At 32.7% G+C, this 7,178-nt stretch carries 7 protein-coding genes; all 7 read right to left on the bottom strand.

All coding sequences use genetic code 11. From position 1 onward, the window contains the following. Positions 1–21 precede the first annotated feature (21 nt). Entirely contained in the window at positions 22–147 is a 126-nt protein-coding gene (locus tag H510_RS20590; protein ID WP_281168265.1) for a hypothetical protein, read from the bottom strand. Between the two features lie 10 nt (positions 148–157). Further along, positions 158–775: a hypothetical protein gene (locus H510_RS0117790; protein WP_026905548.1), complete on the bottom strand. Its 618-nt coding sequence runs from the start codon at positions 773–775 to the stop codon at positions 158–160. A 31-nt stretch (positions 776–806) separates the two neighbouring features. Continuing rightward, on the bottom strand, positions 807–1,736 hold the full coding sequence (locus H510_RS0117785) for a hypothetical protein (protein WP_026905547.1): 930 nt from the start codon (positions 1,734–1,736) through the stop codon (positions 807–809). 12 nt (positions 1,737–1,748) lie between these two features. Next, positions 1,749–2,918 carry a hypothetical protein gene (locus H510_RS0117780; protein ID WP_026905546.1) on the bottom strand — a complete coding sequence of 390 codons (1,170 nt, stop codon included), beginning with the start codon at positions 2,916–2,918 and terminating at the stop codon, positions 1,749–1,751. After that, positions 2,860–3,783, bottom strand: a complete 924-nt coding sequence (locus tag H510_RS19375; RefSeq protein ID WP_051291388.1) for a DNA adenine methylase — start codon at positions 3,781–3,783, stop codon at positions 2,860–2,862. The genes H510_RS0117780 and H510_RS19375 overlap by 59 nt, the downstream gene beginning before the upstream one ends. Positions 3,784–3,884: 101 nt before the next feature. Continuing rightward, positions 3,885–5,447: a ParB N-terminal domain-containing protein gene (locus H510_RS0117770; protein ID WP_026905545.1), complete on the bottom strand. Its 1,563-nt coding sequence runs from the start codon at positions 5,445–5,447 to the stop codon at positions 3,885–3,887. 61 nt (positions 5,448–5,508) lie between these two features. Further along, positions 5,509–7,089: an AAA family ATPase gene (locus H510_RS0117765; protein WP_026905544.1), complete on the bottom strand. Its 1,581-nt coding sequence runs from the start codon at positions 7,087–7,089 to the stop codon at positions 5,509–5,511. Positions 7,090–7,178: the final 89 nt, after the last annotated feature.

The raw sequence follows: 7,178 nt of genomic DNA, 5'->3' as shown, positions 1-7,178 counted from the left end.
CTTTAAACGATGTTTCTTTAGTTACTTAGACATAATTTGTGTTTCATGTCTAAGTTGTTGCTCTTGTTCTTCTCTTTCTACTGCTTCCGTTAATATAACTTGTCTAAGTCTATATCTTTTAACTGCTGTTTTTTCTGCTTTAAACAATGTTTCCTTATTAAATCATCATATCCAAGTTTTTGTCTAACCCCTCCAAATCAGATTTCAAAGTCATTATCAGCGTTTCTGCTTGTTGAGATGTTAATGGTGACTCTTTCATTGATACACCATCAGCTTGATGTTTAGCAATGTAATTAGATACCTTGCTGAATGCTGTAGGAAAGCTTCTATTAACAATAATGGTTAAATATTCGATACATGTTATTACTATAGATAATTCTATTATGTTTTGTGGAACTTTGTAACTATTAAGTTTTGTATTAACAGGGACACTCTTCTTATCAACGCGTAAATTGTGGGCAACAACTTGATTCCTGAATTTTTTAATATCTGGATATACGTTTAACTCCCGTTTTATTCTTTTGTAATAAGGTGCTATTCTGTCTCTTTGTTTTGTACTTAGATTTTTAGAGAAGTAATCATGATATTCATCAAGGTAGCTAGATATTAAGATGCAGCAATGTTCAAAAGTCATTGTGTTAAGTGCTTGCACAACATCTACATTAACATTGTAATCGGGCAAATTAGTTAACGCTCTACTATATCTTAAAATATTTTCATTTATTACATTTAAAATGTGAACGCTTTCTTCTAAAGCTGTGGGAAACTCATTCATGTCTAATAATTGGTATGGCGTTAATCTTAGACTAACTAGCTTTCTTTGAGTAAAAATTGACTATTTCTACATTCCAACTAACTAAACTTGCTAAAAGCTCGTCTCCGATAGTTTCGGGCAAATAATCTATTATTCTAAAACGATCAAATACCAGCCCTGCATTATTGGCCCTGATAATGAAGATTTCTCGCGGAAAATATTGAGCAGTAAAGAATGCTCTAATAGGAGTTACAACTGGCTGACGAGTAAACCAGTTTTTACAAAATCCTTCAGTGCTCAGCTCCGTAATATGATTTACCCAGCTGGTTCCTGTTTTACATTGGCCAAATGCAATAACTTTAGATGGCTGGTTATCTGAAAAACCTTTCCAAACAATAACGTCTACACTATCGTCTTGGGGTCTATGTCCAGGATTTTCATGAATCGAACCACCTTCTCCCATTTTTTTAATCAACTCTTTTAATTTTGCTCTAAAACTAATAACCTCTTCTTTACTAGTTCCTAGTATATCAACTTCTGCTCTTTCTCCAAAATAATTTTTCGCAACTGTAGCACACAATTTTTCAAATAACAATGCGCCGTCTATTTCTTTTTGTACACGGTCTTTACTCATTTGCGCCCGAGTAGCTAATAGCAAGTAACAATATATAATTGTACTTTCATGAATCTTAGGCTCAAATAACAAAACATAGTCATTGTCGGTGAGGGTAAATGGATATTTCTCTCCACATATATGGATGCGAAGCCTTATTTCGTTAGCAATTTCATCTGCCTTAGTTGAGAATTTATCTGATTCATCTTCTACACCACCAATCATTTCTTCATCTGAAACTAGTTTTGATGGCTTAACAAGCTCGTAAAAGCTTATTTTCTTGTTTGTTAGCGCTAAATATTCAGCATAATCGGCCCAATCTTGGGCTGATGTGCGAACTTGCGGTAAACCATCTGGTAGCTTAAACATGCGCTGTATAGATTAATCTTCTGTATCAAAAAGTCTTTTCTTCTTACCCTCGTCTTTTAAAGAAAGATATTTCTTTTCCATTACATCATAAAGCTCTTCGGCAATTTTAGCAACCGAAGCTGCTTGCTTAAGTAAGGATTCATCTTTGCCATTAAAACCTTCTGATTGATAGGATTGAGCCTTTTGCAATGCTCGTTTAGCATCTAAAAGACTTTGCTCAAAGGTTTCATCTTTAGGTTGGCTAATTTCATAAGCTTGATAAAGAGGTACGCCATCTTTTAGAGCATATATAGCTTCTCTGCTTCCTAGTACAGCTTCAAGTCTTCTGATATCGGGATTTTGGGTTTGTATTAAAGCAGGTATTTCTTTTGCTTTGCTACCATATATCCAGGTAAGCATTTCACCGAGTTCTTCCTTTTTATCTTGCGGAACGGGGTCGTCTTGATCTTCTGGAACCCCATTAATACCAATATAATTCCGGTATCCTTCATAAGTTAAACCAGTGTACAAATGTGAAAAGTATAATCTGTTTGCTTGTATGTCTCTTCTATCAAAAACGCCTAATTTCTCTGCTTGCTCAATTACTTGCAAACCTTGATATAATTTTTGTACGGTTCTGTGGGTATCTCCAATTTGAGAAGCAATCTCTTCCAGAGGAATATGAAATTCATTTTTTATTTGAGATATATATTCCGCCTTTGCATAACTACCCCATTTGGCAGGGCCATTGATATGCTTAAAACCAATAAATTTCCAAGCATCTTTTCTATCGTTGACAAAAATAACAGGAAGTTGTTGAATAGAATCTATGACCTCTTTTGTAGCTGTAAGTATATTTTTATTGATGCCTACAAAATCAGCTATTTGTGGTTCAAGAATGCATTTTACCGCTGCAAGTCTTCTATTTCCTTCCAACACAATATTTTTGCCACCTTCTTTAATCGCAATTAGAGGCTCATGGGTGAAAAAACCGCTTGCTTTTATTGATAATACGATTTCCTCGACTCCCATTACATTCCACAGAATTTTAATAATTTCTTTTTCAGGAGTTTCATCCGTTGGCATAAATTCCGCTATTCTGGGATTGCGAAAATCAAAATTTAAATTTATAGGAGCTATATTTTCAATATGCGGGTTCAAAAGGCTCATGTCTAAATATTTGTAACTGGCTTTCTCTGCCATTGACGGTTATTCTATCCTCTAAGGTAAGGTTATCGCTAAAGATTAGCAATTCACTACCAAATCTTTTTTCTTGTAGAGTATAGTTTAGGTTGAAAGTAGCTAAGTTTTTGTGAGGATACATCCCTATTATTTCAGAGGCGTTGTCATAAGAAATCAACCATTTTAAATCCTTATTTACCTGTGACATTTCAGCAGCAAGACTTTGATGACCTTCATGTCCATAGTTGTTAAGATATAGTTGCTTTCCTTTGTAATAGTATGGAGGGTCTAAATAAAGGAATGAATTTTCTAAGTTGTTGTGTATTTGATTAATATCTCTAATTATTTCAATGGCATCATTGTTTGTCAGGTGTATTTTTGAAGCAAAAGAAGCTACTTTTCTTATTCTGTTTATTAATTCCTTTTTATTAAATCTAACGTCTATCAAATAATTGCCTTGCTGCTCGTAACCACCTATAGGGCCAGCTTTAAATATAATGCCAGACCTATTGGTACGATTTAAATAGAAAGTAGCAAAGCCTAAAATTAATTGTTCATTGTGTCTTCCTTGGCTAAAAATAGCTTTTTGACGATACCATTCTTCTAAAGTTATTGGTGTGTTTTCTATAAGTTCTATAAAAGCATCAGTTTCGTTTAAGATAGAATGCCAAAAAGAATAGATGCTATAATCATAATCATTGATATGGATACTGTTAAAAACACCATTGTACAGCAAATTAAGAGCGGCACCTGCTCCGCCCGCATAAAGTTCTATGTAAGTGCCGCCATTTACTTCATTAAGCGTAGCTAGCTGAGTAATAAATGGAGTTAGACAAGCCTTGCCTCCCGGATATCTTAAGGGACTTTGGTTTCTAGGATTTGCCAATAGATTTATGCTTTATAACTAAGTTACAAATATAAGTTTAATACGGCCAATAAAAAATTAGCGGTAATATAGAAAATTCATACGATTGAATTATACCCGTTTTAGCTGGTTTCGCTGATGCTTTTTTGTAATGCAGCAAATAATGGGTGTAGCGTATTCCAAGCTCTTCTATTAACATTAAGATCTATTGTATAGTTAATATCGTGAACTGCAAGATCAAGTCCGTTTTTAACATTATCTATATAATCTGTAATACTTTTCAATTTTGTAGCATCAGATATTATTTCTTTTAATTCGTGATTTTTTATATAATCGAGCATTGTTTTTAAGCTTGAAGCATATTCTTTATCTCCTTCGAATCTTAATATTCGCATGAAATCCGCAGTATCAATCTCATCATTTATATGATACTTACCTTTAAGGAAAGAAATGAGTGTTTTTATCTTCGCTAACCCATCGTCTTTTCTTTTTTGATTACTCTTTTCATTAAGCTTTTCACTTAGATTACGTTTATCAATATAGTGAAATAAAACCTGTTCTAAGTAGGTTCTAATTAAGATCGCGAAGGAGTAGTATCTTTCAATTGGCAAGAATTTTAATTCGTCAAAAAGCAGGTCTAATTTTTCATGCTCGAAAACTAAGTAGTAATCTCTCGGTACGATAAAGTTGTTTAGCTCATTTTTTTTTCTAGATTTTTTCCTTGAAGTAATTTTGGCTTTTTCCTCATCTAAGTGTTTTCTTTCAACTACGCTACGGCTCTCAATATTTTCAGTGTTTTCTTTAGAGTTAAAGTCGAAAATTGGATTCTTTTTAAGCTTGTTTATATAAATGACTTTATCATCTTCATTATTAAACTCCCTCGAAAAGGCCTTTGCCTGCATCATTTCATTAAATACATAAAGCAACCGCTTCTCAAACTCTTCTTTTTCTATTGTTATAATTAATGAAGCATCTTCCGGATTAAAGTCAATGCCTAAAAAAGTCTGAGCATCTTCAAATTTGTAAAACCTTTCCAAGTTTGTAATATCAAATTTAGAAATGTCGATAAATTCGCCTGTATCTTTTAAATGGAGTTGTTGTGCTTCGAAAAACAGATTATAAGCTTTTAAATAGTTTTTAATATTGCCTGAGGTTTCGTATAACAATTCACAAATGTCATTAATTATAAGCCCATCATTATAAAACATGTTTGCTACAAAAGCATATTGATTGCCTGTCTGCCACCTCTTTAATGCGTCGCCCCTATGTCTGCTGTAGATAATAGGATTTGCTAAAAGCCTATTAGGTGCAATATGACATTTTAGTTTTTTGTCGACTGGAAAGTTATTAGTGACTATGTTTTTTAATAAAACATTTGCCCTTGAAGTTGGTAGAAACTTCTTTGGGTCTTGCAATAGTTTTAGTGCAGCCGTTCTCCTATTTCCTTCGAGTACTACTTTTTTATCATTCTCAATACATATAATTGGCTCTTCCCCTATAAAATAGCCTTCTTCTGATATTTTTTTTGCCAATTCATAAACTTTCTCGTTATGAATCAAATATTGCATAATCTGAGTTTGATTTAAATTCTTACCCTGATAGTTTATTCTAGGGTTGTTTAAATCTAATTGTAGGGTACTTAGAGAATATTCAAAAGTTTCCCAAGAGGTATAGTCAATGTACATACTTGGTTAATTAATTTATTTGAGTTCTGATGTAGAATTATTGTTAAACTAATCATCATGTCTAAGAAGATAGTAGTTCCATTTTTTCAATAGATAGCTCGGTAGCAAATGTGTTATATACTTTTATAAAATCAAGAATGAATTCATCGACAAGTACTTTGTTATCATTGATCCATGGATTAATTACTTTTGTAGCATTAATACCCCACGTTTTAATATGTGAATTAAACCATTTTTTTGCCTTTTCCCGGTCTGTAAGAATTTCAGATAACGAATAATCTTTAAAGCAATATTGCTTTGTAAAGTTTGGATTAATATTACTCCATAACGAAGATTCATCATCTAATCCGTCGAGGTATTTCGCTAATATCCGCTCAGGAGAAATATTAGATGGAAGAAGTACTACATTATCTAATTTCTTGACCTTCTTAAAATCAGAATTTTGGTCTCTTACATCTCCATCCAAAAAAATAATTGAGTTTGGTAAGACGAAGGATGGTATTTTCCTTGTTGCTAGGTCTATTAAAGCACTACAACTTAATGTGCAGTCAATAAAGTTTAACTTGTTCGCTTTGCTCTTTAGTAACGCTTTCGTGAAAATGATACACTCTTTATCTTCTGTAAAGACATCTATTTTAAAAGTTGCTGCACTTTCTATTGTTACATTTAATCTATGCTGAATTGTATTTATTGTGGCATTTTGTATAATTTTTACTTTATTGTTTTTCTTCTCTAAAAAAATAACTTTAACATGTTCTGAGGTTGATACATGCGCCTTATTTAACTCCTGTAGCTCACATGCTTTTTCTAAAATTGAAAGAGAGTGCGTTGTGAATATAATTTGTATTTTATAGTCAGAAGCAAATTTGCGCAACGCTGTTATTAACTGTATTTGGGAACCGGGATATAATGTTGCATCTATCTCATCAATTGCCAAAATGCCACCTTTGTAATCGTTAGGATATTTGTCTTTGAGCCTTTTAAATGACAATATTGCCAATAGTATCTTACCGATGTTGTCTTGCCCTGAGGAGTTTTGTTTCCAGTCATAATAAGTAGTATTAATCCCTAACGTATTTTTGTCTGGGCTTTCAAGGTAGTTCGCAGTCGTTATATCCTCATGTGATATTAGTATTTTTTTATGCCATAATTTAAATATCTTATCCTCATCGGAGGTTAGACTTTGTAAACTGCTTTCTGCTAGTTTGATATCTTCACCAATAGGTATTAATCTTTTCAAACTTAGATAAATTACAGGTAATTGAATATATCCCGAGCCTTTAGTTCTATCTCCTTTCTTCCAAAATCTTATTTTATCTTTACTTCTCTTGATACTTTCCATCGTAAACGTATCCCCGCTAGCTAAATGCAAGGTCCATTCATGTTGCTTAACTAAGTCAAAAGTATCAGATAATTTAAATTTTTCACTAAAAGCAGATTTGAAAGACCCCCCGCACAAAGGCTTTTCTTCCTTCATTGGATTTTCAGAATCATTTATTGTGAAAGGTTGGCTTAGCATTCCTAAAATTGTCGTCTTTTGCGTACCATTTTGGCCAGCTATAATTGTTAGCTGCGACCCAAGCTCCACTTCAATATCTTGAAATCCTCTGAACCTGTTTATATATGTCTTTTTTATTATCATTTTTGTCAATTTTACTTTAATCTATCTGAGTATCAAATGATAAAATTTTATTTTGGGTGATTGTTTTTTTATTTGATATTTAATTTAAA

This window comes from Pedobacter glucosidilyticus DSM 23534, from assembly GCF_000425145.1.
In the GTDB taxonomy this organism is placed as follows: domain Bacteria; phylum Bacteroidota; class Bacteroidia; order Sphingobacteriales; family Sphingobacteriaceae; genus Pseudopedobacter; species Pseudopedobacter glucosidilyticus.
This window is presented reverse-complemented; position numbering and strand designations above follow the sequence as displayed.